The organism is Streptomyces sp. NBC_01261 (genome assembly GCF_036226385.1).
Lineage (GTDB): Bacteria > Actinomycetota > Actinomycetes > Streptomycetales > Streptomycetaceae > Streptomyces.
Map to the genome: position 1 here is coordinate 872,994 of NZ_CP108463.1, position 14,912 is coordinate 887,905.

Annotated in this window: 14 protein-coding genes; 11 read left to right on the plus strand and 3 right to left on the minus strand. The window is 70.7% G+C overall.

Annotated features, from left to right (window positions below; genetic code table 11):
- Nucleotides 1-40 precede the first annotated feature (40 nt).
- From OG226_RS03805 to metX, 7 genes are all read left to right on the plus strand, one after another.
- Nucleotides 41-1,381 (plus strand): LLM class flavin-dependent oxidoreductase, encoded by a 1,341-nt coding sequence (locus tag OG226_RS03805; protein ID WP_328675141.1) that lies wholly within the window; start codon nt 41-43, stop codon nt 1,379-1,381.
- Between the two features lie 10 nt (nt 1,382-1,391).
- Nucleotides 1,392-3,128: an FAD-dependent monooxygenase gene (locus tag OG226_RS03810; RefSeq protein WP_329347885.1), complete on the plus strand. Its 1,737-nt coding sequence runs from the start codon at nt 1,392-1,394 to the stop codon at nt 3,126-3,128.
- A 20-nt stretch (nt 3,129-3,148) separates the two neighbouring features.
- A complete protein-coding gene (locus OG226_RS03815; RefSeq protein ID WP_329347886.1) occupies nt 3,149-4,183 on the plus strand; it encodes an LLM class flavin-dependent oxidoreductase in 1,035 nt (344 codons plus the stop codon).
- 1 nt (nt 4,184) lies between these two features.
- Nucleotides 4,185-4,940, plus strand: coding sequence for an alpha/beta hydrolase (locus OG226_RS03820; RefSeq protein WP_329347887.1), 756 nt, complete (start codon nt 4,185-4,187; stop codon nt 4,938-4,940).
- Between the two features lie 55 nt (nt 4,941-4,995).
- Nucleotides 4,996-5,553, plus strand: a complete 558-nt coding sequence (ssuE, locus tag OG226_RS03825; protein WP_329347888.1) for an NADPH-dependent FMN reductase — start codon at nt 4,996-4,998, stop codon at nt 5,551-5,553.
- A gap of 306 nt (nt 5,554-5,859) precedes the next feature.
- Nucleotides 5,860-7,221, plus strand: coding sequence for a bifunctional o-acetylhomoserine/o-acetylserine sulfhydrylase (locus tag OG226_RS03830; protein ID WP_329347889.1), 1,362 nt, complete (start codon nt 5,860-5,862; stop codon nt 7,219-7,221).
- Nucleotides 7,218-8,363 carry a homoserine O-acetyltransferase MetX gene (gene metX / locus OG226_RS03835; protein ID WP_329353315.1) on the plus strand — a complete coding sequence of 382 codons (1,146 nt, stop codon included), beginning with the start codon at nt 7,218-7,220 and terminating at the stop codon, nt 8,361-8,363. The genes OG226_RS03830 and metX overlap by 4 nt, the downstream gene beginning before the upstream one ends.
- Before the next feature lie 30 nt (nt 8,364-8,393).
- On the opposite strand, the gene OG226_RS03840 is transcribed toward metX, so the two are convergent.
- Both OG226_RS03840 and OG226_RS03845 read right to left on the minus strand, forming a co-directional pair.
- Nucleotides 8,394-8,900, minus strand: coding sequence for a MarR family winged helix-turn-helix transcriptional regulator (locus OG226_RS03840; protein ID WP_329347890.1), 507 nt, complete (start codon nt 8,898-8,900; stop codon nt 8,394-8,396).
- A gap of 31 nt (nt 8,901-8,931) precedes the next feature.
- Nucleotides 8,932-9,408, minus strand: a complete 477-nt coding sequence (locus OG226_RS03845) for a hypothetical protein (RefSeq protein ID WP_329347891.1) — start codon at nt 9,406-9,408, stop codon at nt 8,932-8,934.
- Between the two features lie 172 nt (nt 9,409-9,580).
- On the opposite strand from OG226_RS03845, the gene OG226_RS03850 reads away from it, so the two are divergent.
- Both OG226_RS03850 and OG226_RS03855 read left to right on the plus strand, forming a co-directional pair.
- The gene (locus OG226_RS03850) at nt 9,581-10,102 is read left to right on the plus strand and encodes a VOC family protein (protein ID WP_329347892.1); all 522 of its coding nucleotides are present in this window, start codon (nt 9,581-9,583) and stop codon (nt 10,100-10,102) included.
- Between the two features lie 86 nt (nt 10,103-10,188).
- The gene (locus OG226_RS03855) at nt 10,189-11,778 is read left to right on the plus strand and encodes an FAD-dependent oxidoreductase (protein ID WP_329347893.1); all 1,590 of its coding nucleotides are present in this window, start codon (nt 10,189-10,191) and stop codon (nt 11,776-11,778) included.
- A 60-nt stretch (nt 11,779-11,838) separates the two neighbouring features.
- Here the strand turns inward: OG226_RS03855 and OG226_RS03860 are convergent, their stop codons facing one another.
- Nucleotides 11,839-12,822, minus strand: coding sequence for an NAD(P)/FAD-dependent oxidoreductase (locus OG226_RS03860; protein WP_329347894.1), 984 nt, complete (start codon nt 12,820-12,822; stop codon nt 11,839-11,841).
- Between the two features lie 268 nt (nt 12,823-13,090).
- Here OG226_RS03860 and OG226_RS03865 point away from each other — a divergent pair, with 268 nt between their 5' ends.
- Together OG226_RS03865 and OG226_RS03870 are read left to right on the plus strand one after the other, a co-directional pair.
- Nucleotides 13,091-13,372 (plus strand): ferredoxin, encoded by a 282-nt coding sequence (locus tag OG226_RS03865; protein ID WP_329347895.1) that lies wholly within the window; start codon nt 13,091-13,093, stop codon nt 13,370-13,372.
- A 67-nt stretch (nt 13,373-13,439) separates the two neighbouring features.
- Nucleotides 13,440-14,873 (plus strand): aromatic ring-hydroxylating oxygenase subunit alpha, encoded by a 1,434-nt coding sequence (locus OG226_RS03870; protein WP_329347896.1) that lies wholly within the window; start codon nt 13,440-13,442, stop codon nt 14,871-14,873.
- Nucleotides 14,874-14,912 lie beyond the last annotated feature (39 nt).

Genomic DNA, 14,912 nt, shown 5'->3' on the forward strand with positions numbered 1-14,912 from the left:
TCGCCCTGGCAGAAACACCCCTGACAGAAAAGGAACAGCCATGTCCCGCACGCTCCACCTCGCCCTGCACCCCTACGGCGTGGGCGGTCCCGGCCAGCACGGACTGTGGAAGGACCCGCGCGTCGCGAAGAACGCCAGCATCGACATCAACTACTACATCCGGCTGGCGCAGGCGGCCGAACACGCCCTGTTCGACGCTCTGTTCATCGTCGACAGCCAGTTCATCAACTCCACCTACCCGGCGCACTACCTCAACCGCCTCGAACCGCTGACCCTGTTGTCGGCCGTCGCCACCCACACCAAGCACCTCGGCCTGGTGGGGACGGCGAGTTCGACGTACAACTCGCCCTTCAACCTCGCCCGCCGCTTCGCCTCGCTGGACCACATCAGCGGCGGGCGGGCCGGCTGGAACGTCGTGACCAGCTTCGACACCGGTACCGCGCGGAACTTCGGGCTCGACGAGCACCTCGACTACGCCACCCGCTACGGCCGCGCCCTGGAGTTCGTGCGGGTCGCCCGGGGGCTGTGGGACTCCTACGAGGACGACGCGTTCCCGGCCGACGTCGAGCGGGGCGTCTTCCTCGACCCGGCCAAGCTGCACGAACTCGACCACGCGGGCGAGCACTTCAAGATCGCGGGCCCGCTGAACCTCTCCCGCTCCCCGCAGGGCCAGCCGGTGATCTTCCAGGCCGGCGTGTCCGAGGAGGGCCGTGATCTCGCCGCGCAGGTCGCCGAGGGCATCTTCGCGCCCGGGGGCACCCTGGAGTCGGCGCGGGACTACTACGCCGACGTCAAGAAGCGCGCGGCCTCCTACGGCCGTGACCCCGACCACGTCAAGATCCTCATCCACGGCGGCCCGGTCGTCGCCGCCACCGACGAGGCGGCCCGCCGTCGCGAGCGGGAGATCTTCGAGGAGGACGACGACTTCACCCGCAACCTGGCGCTGCTCGGCCGTTCCTTCGGGGCGTACGACTTCAGCGTGCACGACCTCGACGCACCCTTCCCGGATGTCGCCCACCTCGCCGAGAAGGGCGGGCGCACTGGTGCCACGCAGCTCATCGAGCGGGCAAAGAACGAAGGCCTGACGCTGCGTCAAGTAGCGGAATCCATCAACCAGTTCCGTCAGTCGCCGTTCGTCGGGGACCCGACGACCGTGGCCGACACCATCCAGCAGTGGTTCGACGCCCGCGCCTTCGACGGCATCAACCTCGCCTTCCGCACCGAGGAGGAGCTGAACTACTTCGTCGACGGCGTCGTCCCGATCCTCCAGAAGCGCGGCCTGTTCCGCACCGAGTACACGTCCGACACCCTGCGCGGCAACCTCGGCCTGCCGATCCCCGCCAACCGCCACTCCCGCGAGCGCCAGCTCGTGAACGACTGAGGGCCGCGCGATGACCGAACTGTCGGCGACCGGGGGACGTGATGTCCACACCGTCCGCTTCCCCACCGCCGCACCCCCGGCGACCGTCGACGTCCTCGTCGTCGGCGCCGGCCCGGTCGGCCTGGCGGCGGCCGTCGAACTGACCTCGCGGGGTGTCAGGGCCGCCGTAGTGGACCGCGCCCCCGCCGCGACGCTGGTACGGGCCGGGGCCATGGGGCACACCCCGCGGGTCGTGGAACATCTGCGGCGCTGGGGACTGCTCCAGCGCGTCCGGGACGCGTGGACGTACCCGCCGGAATGGCACCGGGGCACCCGGCTGGTCACCTCCCTCGCCGGGCACGAGCTGGTGCCCGTGCCCGCCCCGTCGTTCACCGACAGGGCAGGCGGCGCCGGGTACTCCGCCGACGAGGCGCTGCGTCGCCCGCAGACCGTGTTCCAGCGGGTGTTCCTCGACCACCTGACGGAACAGGGCGTCAGCGTGTCCGGCGGCTGGGAGCTGACCGGCCTGCGCGAGGACGCGAACGGCGTCGACGCGGAGGTCGTGGCCGTCGACTCCGGCCGCTCACGGATCATTCGGGCCGCCTATGTCCTGGGCACCGACGGAGGCGGCAGCACCACCCGCCGCCTGGCCGGCATCGACCGTACGGGCGAGCACGCCACCGAGAAGCGGTTGCGGCTCATCGTCCGCACCGGCGACATCGCGGACCGGGTCGGACCCGCCCCGAGCGCGACGAACATCGTCGTCAACGCCCGCGCCTCCGGCTTCCTGGCCGCCGTGAGCGCACGGGAGTGGCGGGTGTACGCCGGCCCGTACCCGCTCGAACACGAGCCCAGCGAGGGCGAGTTGCTGGACGTCGGGCGGGCCGCGTTCGGCCTGGACATCGACCTTGAGCTGGTGTCCGCGACGACCTTCTACCACGCCACCCGAATCGCGGAGACGTTCCGTCGCGGCCGGGTCCTGCTCGCCGGTGACGCCGCCCATGTCCGCACGCCCGGCGGCAACCTGGGCGAGGGCATCGGCGATGTCGTCAACCTGGGCTGGAAGCTCGCGGCGGTGCTCGACGGACAGGCCCCGCCGAGCCTGCTCGACTCCTACGACCAGGAGCGCCGCCCCCACAACCGGCGAGTCGCCGAGCACGCGTTGGAGCGTGCGCGGCGCACCCAGGCCGCCCTCGCCGAGATCCGGGCCGAGGGCATCCCCGACGACGCGGACCTCGGCGAGAACGCGGTACGACGGCGGGCCGAGATCGGCGCACGGCTGCGCCGGGACCGATTCGGCAGCGACGGGGTGGCCTTCGACGAACGGTACGACGCCTCGACGGTCGTCCGGTACGAACCCGGCCAGCTGGACGCCGAACAGCCCTGGCGCGCCGACGTCTACGAGGACGACCCACGCCCGGGCCACCGTGCGCCCGACGGTCCCGTCGACCCGAGCGGTGGCACGCTCTACGACCGCCTCGGCACCTCCTTCGGCCTGCTCGTCCTCACCGACGACCGGACCGTGGAGAAGGCCTTCGCCGCCGAAGCCGCCACCCGTTCCCTGCCGTTCACGGTCGTCCACCTCACCGACCCGGCGGCACGGGCCGTCTACGGCACGGCCAACGTCCTGATCCGCCCCGACCAGCACGTCGTCTGGCGCGGTACCCGGCTGCCCGACGCGGGCGCCGCCGCCGTACTCGACCAGGTGCTGGGGCATGCCGAGGCGGCGGCCGAACCCGCCCCGGTTCCCGTCACCACCGCAGCCTGACTCCGAAAGGCCATCACCCCATGACCACCGAGAGACCACGCTTCCGGCTCGGTTTCCTCACCCATGTCCAGGGCCGCGACGACGACATCGCCCGCACCTACCGCAACGCCCAGGAACTCTTCGTCGTGGCCGACGAGTTGGGCTTCGACGTCGGCTGGGTCGCCCAGCACCACGTCCCCCTCGGAGGCGGCGGACTGTCCTCCCCGTGGACCTTCCTGGCCCACGCGGCGGCGCGCACGACCCGCATCCGGCTCGGCACCGCCATCACCATCCTCCCCCTGGAGGACCCGGTACGGCTCGCCGAGGACATCGCCACCGTCGACACCCTCAGCGGGGGCCGCGTGGAGCTCGGCGTGGGCAGTGGATCGAGCGAGGTGGAGTACGCGGCGTTCGGCAAGGACGTGGCCCGCAAGCGCCAACTCACCAGCGACAACCTCGACATCGTGCGCCAGGCCCTCGACCGCCGCGAGGTGGGCACACCCGGCTTCCGCATCCAGCCCCGACCCGGCGACTTCAACGACCGTGTCTGGCAAGGGGTGTTCAGCGAACAAGGGGCCGAGTACGCCGCACAGGGCGGTGCGAATCTACTGCTCAACCGGGCGGCCTACGGCTTCGACGCCCCCACCGACGAGGTCCAACGCCCTTGGGCCGAAGCCTACTTGGCCGCCTGGAACCAGCCGCGACGCCCGCGCATCGGCCTCTCCCGGTTCGTCTTCCCCGCCAAGGACCGCCGCACGGCACTCGCGGCCATCGGCGACGACGTCCACCGGGCGGCGCTGCGCATGGCGGAGCACGGCGCGTTCCCCAAGGGCCTCGACCAGGACGAGGCGTTGCGCCGCTTCCACTCCTTCTACGGCCATCCCGACGAGATCGTCGCCGCGCTCCAGCAGGAGCAGGTGCTGCCTGTCGCGACAGACCTGATCACCCAGTTCAACCCGGCCATCCCCGACCACGACGCCGCCGTCCGCGCCCTCGAACTCATCGCGACCGAGGTGGCACCCGCACTGGGCTGGAAGCCCGCGCCGACGGCCGCGCCCGTATCCGCAGGAGTGTGAAATGACCCAGTACAGCGACTACTTCGGCCCCGAGGGCCTGCGCGTCCGGGGCACGGTCCTCGTCGTCCCCGGCCGCGGCGAGACCCGGGCGACCTACGCCCGCTTCGGCAAACGGCTCGCCGCCGACGCCTACCGGGTCCGCGTGATCGATGCCCCCGACCTCGACGCCGGCGATCTGGACGGTCTCGCCGCTCGACTGGCCGAGGCCGCCGAGGACACGGCCGTGGACGACGGTGTCGTACGGCCACTCGTCCTCGTCGGCGCCGACTCGGGCGCCGCCGCGATCGCCGCGCTGCTCGGGCGGGCGGCCGGCGGTGAGCCCGACGCCGTAGTCCTGGCGGGCCTGCCCGGCCTGGCCCCCGGTACCACTCCGACCGCCGCCAGCTGGGACGAGGAACTCGACGTCCGCACCTCCTGCCCCGCCCACCGGGGTGCCCTCACCCAGGACCCGGAGGTGCGACGCGGTTCGCTCGACGACGCGGTGCCGGAGGCGGTGCTCACCGCCGCCTACGACAGCGAGACCGCCGTACCGACCCTGCTTCTCGTCGGTGACGCCGATCCCCTCGCCGATCACGACGCACTCGCACGCACCGCCAAGTCCCTTGCCAGGGCACGGCTTTCGGTGGTGCACGGCGCTCACCACGACGTCCTCAACGACCTCCAGCACCGTTCGGTGGCCGCCGAGGTCGTCACCTTCCTGGAAAACCTGCGCAACGAGCTGCGGCCGCTGATCACGGTGCGGTCGAGCGCCTGGTGAGCGTCCGCCCGCCCGCTCGGTACGTCGTCTGAACCCCGATCCCGGAAGGTCCGTCATGGCCTCGATCCTGTCCGTCTCCGGCAGTCCCTCCCCCACCTCCCGCACCACCCGACTCCTGCGTCACCTGGACGACCGGCTCCGCCTCCAGGGCCATGACGTGACCCCGCTGGAGGTGCGCACCCTGCCCGCGCAGGCGTTGCTGGGCGCCGACTTCGGGCATCCGGCGATCGTGGCCGCCACGGCGCTGTTCGAGCAGGCGGACGGGGTGGTGATCGGTACGCCGGTCTACAAGGCCGCGTACTCGGGCCTGTTGAAGTCGCTGCTCGATCTGCTCCCGCAGTACGCGCTGACCGGCAAGACGGTGCTGCCGCTGGCCACGGGCGGCAGTACGGCCCATGTCCTGGCGATCGACTACGCGTTGCGGCCGGTGCTGAGTTCCATGGGGCCCTCGCACATCGTGCCGGGCTGGTTCACGCTCGACAAGGACATCACGGTCGGCGAGGACGGCACGCTGACCGTCGCAGCCGCCGCGGCCACGGCGCTGGAGCAGGTCACGGATCACTTCTCCAGCGCGTTGGGCGGTCGTACGGCGCTGCTGGCGTCCGCGGGGTGAACGGCGCCGGGGGCCGGCGTGGTTGTGGCAGTCGTGTTGCAACTCCCCACGTCACGCTGGTTCTCCGGCACCGGCTGTGGTTCTCTCGGTGCATGACCGTGCTCGTGACCCGCCGCCACGTCGACTACGTGCGTGTCACCAGCACGGGGTGTCCCGCCGAGAGCTGACGCTCCGCTCCGGCATCCGGTCCCCCGCTTCACCAGCGCGCCGCGCCGTCCTCCGTCCTGCCCGCTTCCGGTCCGGACGGCGGCCCCGCGGTCTCCTCACGCACGCCCGCACCCCGCACGCTCCGCACAAGGGAGAACCATGAGCCAGCCCATCGACTCCGTCGCCGCGGGTCACACCCCCGAGGACGAGCCCGCAGGTCCCGACACCTCGGCCTGGTCGTTCGAGACCAAGCAGATCCACGCCGGTGCCGTACCGGACCCGACGACCGGGGCGCGGGCGACGCCGATCTACCAGACCAGTTCGTTCGTGTTCCGCGACACCCAGCACGCCGCCGACCTGTTCGCGCTCGCCGAGCCCGGCAACATCTACACCCGGATCCACAACCCCACCCAGGACGTCTTCGAGCAGCGTGTCGCCGCCCTCGAAGGCGGAGCCGCCGCGGTGGCTGTCGCCTCCGGGCAGGCCGCAGAGACCCTGGCCATCCTGACGCTGGCGTCGGCGGGCGACCATCTCGTCTCCAGTACGTCCCTGTACGGCGGGACGTACAACCTCTTCCGACACACGCTGCCGAAGTTCGGCATCGAGGTGTCGTTCGTCGACGACCCAGACGACCTGGAGGCGTGGCGGGCGGCGGTCCGCCCGAACACGAAGGCCCTGTTCGCCGAGACGCTCGGGAACCCACGCGGCAACGTCCTCGACGTGCGAGGGGTCGCGGATGTCGCGCACGCGGCGGGGGTGCCGCTGATCGTGGACAACACCGTGCCGACGCCGTACCTCCTGCGCCCGATCGAGCACGGCGCGGACATCGTCGTCCACTCGGCGACGAAGTTCCTCGGCGGGCACGGCACCACGATCGGCGGTGTCGTGGTCGACGGCGGCACCTTCGACTTCGGCGCGCACGCCGACCGCTTCCCCGACTTCAGCGAGCCGGACCCCAGTTACCACGGCCTGCGCTACTGGCCGGCGCTCGGTCCGGGTGCCTTCGCCATCAAGCTGCGCGTGCAGTTGCTGCGTGACCTGGGCCCGGCGATCTCGCCGCACTCGGCGTTCCTGCTCCTCCAGGGCGTGGAGACACTGAGCCTGCGTATCGAGCGGCACTCGTCCAACGCGCAGGCGCTGGCCGAGTGGCTGGAGCAGCGGGACGAGGTGGCAGCCGTCCACTACCCGGGACTTGAGTCCAACCGGTGGTACGAGGCGGGCCAGCGCTATCTTCCGCGCGGTGCCGGTGCGGTGCTGGCCTTCGAGCTGCGGGACGGGGTCGAGGCAGGGAAGCGGTTCGTGGACGCCGTCGAACTCTTCAGTCATCTCGCCAACATCGGGGACGTACGCAGTCTCATCATCCATCCCGCCTCTACGACCCACAGTCAGCTGGACGAGGCGCAGTTGACGGCGACCGGCACCTCGCCGGGGCTGGTGCGGCTGTCGGTCGGCATCGAGAACCTCGCCGATCTGAAGGCCGATCTGGAGGCCGGGTTCCGCGCGGCCAAGGGCGCGTCCTGAGCACCGTACCGACACCGTCAGCGGTCCCCCTTCCGCCGGCCTCCGGGGCCTGGCGGAAGGGGGACCCGCCCGGACGCCGTCAGTGGCACACCCGGGAGAAGCCCCTCGCGCTGGAGGCGGGCGGTGAACTGCCCGGGGTGCGGCTGGCGTTCGAGACCTGGGGGCGGCTGGCGCCGGATCGCTCGAACGCCGTGCTGGTGCTGCACGCGCTCACCGGCGACAGCCATGTCGCCGGACCGGCCGGGCCTGGTCACCCCACGGCCGGCTGGTGGGACGCGCTCGTCGGACCCGGTCAAGTCCTGGACACGGAGCGGTGGTTCGTCGTCGCGCCGAACGTGCTCGGCGGCTGTCAGGGCAGCACCGGGCCGTCCTCGCTCCGGCCCGACGGGCGGGCGTGGGGCGGAGCCTTCCCCTTCGTCACCCAGCGTGACCAGGTCGCCGTAGAGGCAGGTCTGGCGGATGAACTGGGTATCGAGCGCTGGGCGTTGGTGGTCGGCGGTTCCATGGGTGGGATGCGGGCGCTGGAGTGGGCCGTGTCGTATCCGGAGCGGGCGGACGCGCTTCTGCTGCTCGCCACCACTGCCGCGGCGAGCGCCGAGCAGATCAGTTGGGCCGACATCCAGTTGCACGCGATCCGTTCGGACCCGTACTGGCACGGCGGTGACTACCACGACGCCGGCCGGGGTCCACACGCGGGACTCGGCCTGGCCCGCCGTCTCGCCCACGTCACCTACCGCAGTGAACCGGAGTTGGCGGTGCGCTTCGGGCGTACGGCACAGGGTGCGGAGGACCCGTGGAACGGTGGCCGGTACCAGGTCGAGTCGTATCTCGACCATCACGCCGCCAAGTTGGTACGCCGTTTCGACGCGGGCAGCTATGTCACCCTCTCCGAGGCCATGAACAGCCACGACATCGGCCGCGACCGGGGTGACGCGCGGGCCGCGCTGCGCCGGGTGACGGCGAGGACCCTGGTCGCCGGGGTCGATTCCGACCGGCTCTATCCGCCGTACCAGCAGGCCGAGTTGGCGGCCGGAATCCCGTCCGCGGACCGTCTCCGGCTGATCGCGTCGCCGTACGGCCACGACGGGTTCCTGATCGAGACGGAGCAGGTGGCCGCGCTCGTACGCGAACTCCTCGGTTAGCAGGCCGAGTTCACGGCTGACCGCCCGTCCCTACCTCCGACGCCAGGGCAGCGCCTCCTGGTCGTCCCCGGCGTCCTCCTCGCGATGGAGTGCGGCGTTGATGGCCTCGCCGATCTCCGCGAACTGGCGTACCTGCTCGGGTGTGAGCGCGTCGAAGACCGCGCGGCGGACGGCCTCGACGTGGCCGGGGGCCGCGCGTTCCAGGAACTCGCGGCCCTGCGCGGTGAGCATGGCGAGTTGGCTGCGGCGGTTCTCGGGGTCCTCGTAGCGGTCGAGGTATCCGGCTTCCTGGAGGCGGGTCGCGGCGTGGGTCAGCCGGCTGCGGGTGATCTTGAGGCGCTCGGCCAGTTCCGACATGGTCAGGGTGGCCTGCGGAACCGAGGAGAGGTGGGCGAGCAGGATGTAGTCGGAGTGCGTCATTCCGGCGTCGCGCCGCAGCTGGCGGTTGAGGTGGTCGGAGAGGAGGGTCGAGAACTCGACGTAGGCGAGCCAGGCTCGCCGCTCCTCGGCATCCAGCCAGCGTGGCGTCGTCGTCATGGTCGCACTGTAGCCGCCGCCGTTTGAACCTTCACACCACCCGGTCCGGCGCGCTCACGGTGATCCAGTCGGTGACCTGCCGCACGTACTCCCGGTAGCCGGACAGCGCGGCGGACACGACCGCGGCGACGTCCTCGGGTGCAGCGTCCAGACACAGCTGCACCAGGACGTGGTGCGGTCCGTCCGCCGGCGCGAGAGCCGCCGCCAGTTCGGCGCCGATCAGCCCGGCCCGCTCGGCCGCGCCGAACGAGGCGGTGGGTGTCTGCGGTGGTCGTTCGTCCAACTCCCTTGCGCAGACTTGTCGGTTGATGGCGAAGGCCAGGTCGTTCAGCAGCGCCAGGACGCGTTCGAGGGCCAGTCCGGTGCCCGGGTCGTTCTCCAGGCGCGCGCTGTCCAGCCGTCCGAGCGAGTCGAGTTGTACGACCGATTTGCGCATGGTGATGAGCCGGTGCTCGATCGCCGTCCGGTCCACGGTCACCGGCGCCGCCCCTGCCCTCGATGTGGTCATCGCCGCAGCGTGCCACGGCCGGACCGCACGGCCACCGCCCGATTCCGTCTGGTGGGACAACCGATGGACGACCGGTGCCGTCGGGGGGACAGTCGTTCTCCGTGGTCAACCGGGGCCACCAGGGCAAGGCGGGTACGGGATGCGGCAGTTGAGTGACCTCTTCCGTAATTTCATGCAGCTTGGATACGTGACGGACGACATCGACGCCGCTACGACGTTCCTGGAGTCGAGGCTGGGAACGGTCCAGTGCGTCAAGCACTTCAAGTCGTCGCTGGGCGGCGGTCTGCGGCCCGCCGGTGCCGACGACCCGCGCGGACCCTTCGTCGTGGTGGACGGTGTGCCCGCCGACGAGTGGGTCATCGATGTCGCCCTGGTCAACGCCGGTCCGACCAACCTGGAGATCATCCGCCCGGTCGGCGGCAAGGTCGACCTCTACCGCGGCGCCGTCAGGCCCGGGGAACCGGCGACGCTGCATCATCTGGGCTTCCGCGTCGACGACTTCGACGAGGCGTCCGCGATCGTCACCGCGAGCGGCAGGTCGTGGAAACAGTACGGGGACAGCGGCGCCATCCGGTTCGGGTATCTCGACATGACGGCCGAGCTGGGGCACTTCGTCGAGGTCATGGAGCTCGACGAGGAGGCCGCCCGGGGGTTCGCGCACCTTGAGGCGGCGTCGAACACGGGCAGCAACTAAGTGCACTGACTCATTCGGCACGGCCCGCTTTCGCATGAGCCGGCCCGTGTCCATCCCATGCTCGACACTTGGTGAGAGGAACCGTCATGAGCGGCGCAGGCACAGCTGATTCCTACGATGTCATCGTCGTCGGCTCGGGCGCGGGGCTGGTCGGCGCTTACGCCGCGGCCTCCCGCGGGCTGCGCACGCTGGTCATCGAGAAGACGGAGTACGTCGGCGGGACCACGGCCTATTCGGGCGCCGGGATCTGGCTGCCCGGCAACGCGGCCGAGCAGCGGGCCGGCGTCGAGGACGGCCCCGACGTCGCACGCCCCTACCTCGACGCGATCGTCGGCGTCGACTCGCCGGCCGCCCTGCGGGAGGCCTTCCTCCAGGCCGGTCCCACTCTGATCGACGAGTTGGAGAAGAACCCGCGGTTCGGCCGGTTCTTCTGGCAGGGCGTGCCCGACTACTTCGCCGGACGGCCCGGCAGCCTGCCCCAGGGCCGCACGATCTTCCCCGAGAACCTCGACCGGTCCGAACTCGGCGACCTGGAGCCTCTGGTGCGCAGGCCGCTGTGGACTGAACGCTGGGGCGTGGACGTCGAATCGGAGATGATCGGCGGGCAGGCCCTCATCGGCCGCGCGCTGCTCGCGTTCGTGGAGACCGGCAACGGAACGGTGCGCACGAACACCGCGCTGGAGCGCCTGATCGTCGAGGACGGTGCGGTCGTCGGGGTCGAGGCCCTGAGCGAGGGCGAGTTGGTGACCTTCCGTGCCGAGCGGGGCGTCCTGCTCGCCGCCGGCGGGTACGAGCGGAACGGCGCGCTGCGTGAGCGGTTCCAGCCCGGGGTCACCGACGAGTGGACCCAGGGCTGCGAGGGCAACACCGGCGACGCCCTCACCGCGGGCATCGACATCGGCGCCGCGACGGACCTGCTCGACGAGTCGTGGTTCGCGCCGGGCCTCGTCGTACCCGACACCCGCCCGGTGTTCTACACGTCGGTCTGGAGCGGCATCTGGGTCAACTCCGCCGGACAGCGCTACCTCAACGAACGTCTCCCCTACGACCGTGCCGGTCACGAGATGCTCAGGGCGCACCGGTCCTCGCACGTGTCGCACCTGCCCACGCACTGGGTGTTCGACCAGCGCCAGCTCGACAACGAGCGGGCGTTCGCCGGGCTGCCGGTCGCACCGCAGGTTCCCGGCTGGTTCGACGTGGAGAAGTTCCTCGCCGCGGGTGTGCTGAAGCGGGCCGACACGCTGGAGGAACTGGCGGAGCTGATCGGCCTGCCCGCCGGTGCGCTCATCGAGAGCGTCGAGCAGTTCAACGGGTACGCCCGCAACGGCAAGGACGAGCAGTTCGGCCGCGGTGAGGATCCCTGGGACCTGATGATCACGCACATGGCGGGGTCCCACACCGACGGCCCCAACCCCTGCCTGGGCGTGATCGACAGAGCGCCGTTCTACGCGGCCACGATCGTGCTGTCCGACCTGGGGACCAAGGGAGGCCTGAAGACGGACGAGCACGCGCGCGTGCTGCGGCCCGACGGTTCGGTGATCTCCGGTCTGTACGCGTCGGGGAACACGATGGCGCCGATGTCCGGCCGGATCTACCCGGGCGCGGGCGGTCCCGTGGGGTCGTCGATGGCGTTCTCCTACATCGCCGCCGTCGACATGGCGGACGAGGGCCGGTAGACACGCGGAGCATGTTCAACTCCCCCTCGAAGGCGGTCCTTTCGAGAGGGAGTTCCGTGTTCAGGCGGACTCGGTCGAGTGCCCGGGAAACAGGGACAACGCGGGGTCCAGGGCGACGGCGGCGTTGTTGACCGCGGTCGCCACCTCCCCGAAGCCGACGGACATCAGACGCACCTTGCCGGGGTACGCGGTGACGTCGCCGGCCGCGTAGACCCGGTCGACCGTGGTGCGCATCCTGGTGTCGACGACGATCGTGCGCCGCTCCAGTTCGACACCCCAGTCGGCGAGTGGCCCGAGGTTGCTGATGAAACCGAGGGCGGCCACGACCGCGTCCACCTTCAGCACCCGGGCATCCTCCTCCCCGTCCACCTTCAGGTGCGCCTGGCGCAGCAGGTCGTCGCCTGCCAGGGTCTCCACCTGGGCGTTGGTGACGATGTCGACTCCGCATTCGTGCAGTTCGCGCACGCTCGCCGCGTGCGCCCGGAAGGTGCCGCGACGGTGCACCAGGGTCACCGAGCGGGCGATCGGGTGCAGGGCGAGGGCCCAGTCGACGGCGCTGTCCCCGCCGCCGACGACGAGGACGTCACGGTCGGCGTGCTCGGCCGGGTCCGGGACGAAGTAGCTCAGCCCGCGCCCGAGGAACTCCTCCCCGGCCGGGAGGGCGCGCGGGGTGAACGTGCCGATCCCGGCGGTCAGTACGACCGCTCCGGCGTCGACCGCGGTGCCGTCGGCGAGGGTGACCTGGGGGCGTCCGTCGGGCGTGTGGGTGAGGTCGACGGCCTGGCGGCCGAGGAGGTAGGCCGGGTCGAACGCGTCGGCCTGGTCCTTGAGGGCGGTGACGACGTCGCGGCCGCGGGTGCCGGGGACGGCGGCGATGTCGCGGATCTCCTTCTCCGGGTAGAGCGCGGTGATCTGGCCTCCGCACTGCGGCAACGCGTCGACCAGGACGGTCCGCAGTCCGCGGAAGCCCGCGCAGTAGGCGCCGTAGAGCCCGATCGGGCCGGCGCCGACGATGAGGATGTCTGTGGTCACGGTCTCGGCCACGGGCCGGCCTCCTGGGGAGAGTGGTTCGGGGCGTGCCGCCTGCGGATCCGTCGCGCCGCGGCGCACGGGTGAGGGCGTCACGGCGATGGGCACGGCTCGGCGGAGGCGGTCGGCCGGCTGAGTGTAGGACGGGTTCGAGCAGAGCCGTCCGCGCAGGTCCCGGCTGATGGGACGGCCGGTGGACGGCCCCGGACGCCGCGTGGAGAGTCGTTTTCACCGCCACCGCGATGACGGCACGGCGTCCGCAGGGACAAGGAGGGTGACACGCGTGAGCGATGAGGTGCGGGTGTGGATCGATCAGAAACTGTGCACGGGTGACGGTCTGTGCACCCAATACGCCCCCGATGTCTTCGAGTTCGGCGGTGACGGCCTGGCCTACGTCAAGAACGCCGAGGACGGGGAACTGCTGACGCCCGAGGGCGCGCAGGCCGATGTGGCGGATCGGCTGCGTCTCGACGTGATCGACGCCGCCGACGAGTGCCCGGGCAACTGCATCCACGTGGTGCGGCGCGCCGACGGGACCGAGGTCGCCGGCCCCGACGCCGGCTGACGCAACCTTGCGGCCGCCTGGAGCCGTACACGCATGTCGAGTGGAGGAGTGGTCAGAGGTGTCTGCAGTGGTTGAGCCCCGAGTGGACCGTCGAGTCCCCTGGTTCGAGGGCGATGTTCCCGCCGAGAAGGTCCCCGAGAAGTACCGGCTTTCGCGTGCGTTTGTGCCCAAGGGCCGTTATCTGGACCCGGAGTTCCTCAAGCTGGAACTGGACAAGGTGTTCACGCGGGCGTGGTTGCTCGCCTGCCGTCTGGAGGAACTGCCGGGCGTCGGGAATTTCGTCGAGTACGAGATCGGTGGTCATTCGATCCTGATCGTGCGGGAGGCCAAGGACTCGATCCGCGCCTACTTCAACGCGTGTCGGCATCGCGGTACGCGCCTGGCGCGGGGCCGGGGGCGGGTCGGTTCGCTCATCTGCCCGTTCCACGGCTGGCGTTGGAACCTGGACGGTTCGATCAGGCTGGTGCTGGACCGTGAGGAGTTCGTGCCGCGCTCCGACGACGACCTGGGTCTGGTACAGGTACGGGCGGAGCAGTGGGGCGGGTTCGTCTTCATCAACATGGACCCCGACGCGAAACCGCTCCTCGAATACCTCGACCCGATCCCGCGGATCTTCGCGCCGTTCCAGTTCGAGAACATGCGCTACCGGTGGCACAAGAGCGTGCTGCTGCCGTGCAACTGGAAGACCGCGCTGGACGGGTTCCTGGAGGCCTACCACGTGGCGGGAACGCATCCGCAGCTCTACCGCTTCGACAAGTCGAACACCAACATCGCCTCGATGAAGGAACTTGAGAACCGGATGTGGGCGCCCACGACCGTGTACGAGCGGCACGCGCACTATTCGAGTGTCGGCCCGAAGGAGAAGACGGCTCCCGAGAACGCGGCCAAGGATCCTACGGACCGCGGCGGCACGGGAGGCATCACCGACGAGCGGCTCGCCGTGGCGCTGAGCGTGCAGTACATCGCCGACGACATGCGCGGCCTGGAGAACGAGCGGAGCCGGCGGGCCGCCGAGGCGCTGAAGACCGCGGAGGTGCCCGAGGGCATGACCGCCGGTCAGTACTACCTCCAGCTGTACAAGGAGTTGTCGCTCGCCGAGGGCTACGACTGGCCGGAGATCTCGCCCCGGCAGTGGGCGGAGGCCGGTACGGCGTGGAACGTGTTCCCGAACACGATCCTGCTGCCCAACCAGGGGTCGGTGTTCGGCTACCGGGCGCGCCCGGACGGACTCGACCCGGACAGCTGCCTGTTCGAGATCTTCAGCCTGGACCAGATCCCCGTCGCCGACTACGGCAAGAAGCGGGACTTCCAGCCCCAGTTCTTCGAGGACTTCCGTGAGGCCGACCTCGGTGAGATCTTCACGCAGGATCTGCTGAACGCCAAGGAGGTGACCGTGGGCATGCACTCCCCCAGCTTCGACGGGCACCGGCTGAGCGAGGAGCAGGAGATGACCATCTACAACCACCACCGGGTCGCCGACCGGTTCCTCTGGACGGACTGACCCCTCCGACGCCCGATCCGTGGTCCCGGCCCCCAGGGG